This window comes from Saccharothrix sp. ST-888 (assembly GCF_000955975.1).
Taxonomy (GTDB): Bacteria; Actinomycetota; Actinomycetes; order Streptomycetales; family Streptomycetaceae; genus Kitasatospora.
In genome coordinates, this window is the sequence record NZ_JYJF01000556.1 from 1 (window position 1) to 361 (window position 361).

The following is a 361-nucleotide window of genomic DNA, read 5'->3' on the forward strand; positions in this document are numbered from 1 at the left end:
CGTCACGATCGGTACCACGCAGTCCGGTTCAACGTACCAGATGACGGACGCGAGCCGAGCTGGGAGGTACACCACCAACATGACCAACGGCACCTCGGCCAACGGGACGCTGTGCACCAAGTCCACCGACACCTCGGGCGACGACCAGATCGGCAGCAAGGAGTCGGCCGCCGTCGACACCGACTACGGGGTGGCGGGGACGCGGCCGCTGGGGAGCGAGCCGACGGTGACCCCGGCCCAGGCGGGGGCGGCCTGGTTGTAATCGGTGCTGCCCGCACCGTACAGGTCGGTGGCCGCGCTGAGGGTGGCGGTACGGGCCGCCGCGTAGTCGGTGGTGGAGGTCATGTAGGTGGTCAGCGCG

Annotated in this window: 2 protein-coding genes; one reads left to right on the forward strand and one right to left on the reverse strand. The window is 69.8% G+C overall.

Going from position 1 to position 361, the window contains the following annotated elements:
• Positions 1–40: 40 nt before the first annotated feature.
• Positions 41–262, forward strand: a complete 222-nt coding sequence (locus tag UK12_RS45355) for a hypothetical protein (RefSeq protein WP_442973924.1) — start codon at positions 41–43, stop codon at positions 260–262.
• Here the strand turns inward: UK12_RS45355 and UK12_RS38950 are convergent.
• Positions 184–357 (reverse strand): M4 family metallopeptidase, encoded by a 174-nt coding sequence (locus tag UK12_RS38950; RefSeq protein ID WP_269432066.1) that lies wholly within the window; start codon positions 355–357, stop codon positions 184–186. The two genes, UK12_RS45355 and UK12_RS38950, sit on opposite strands and share 79 nt — an antisense overlap.
• Between the last annotated feature and the right edge of the window lie 4 nt (positions 358–361).

Excerpts from the sequence above, each read along its gene's own strand:
- UK12_RS45355 (WP_442973924.1), top strand. The coding sequence starts at position 41 with ATGACGGACGCGAGCCGAGCTGGGAGGTACACCACCAACATGACCAAC.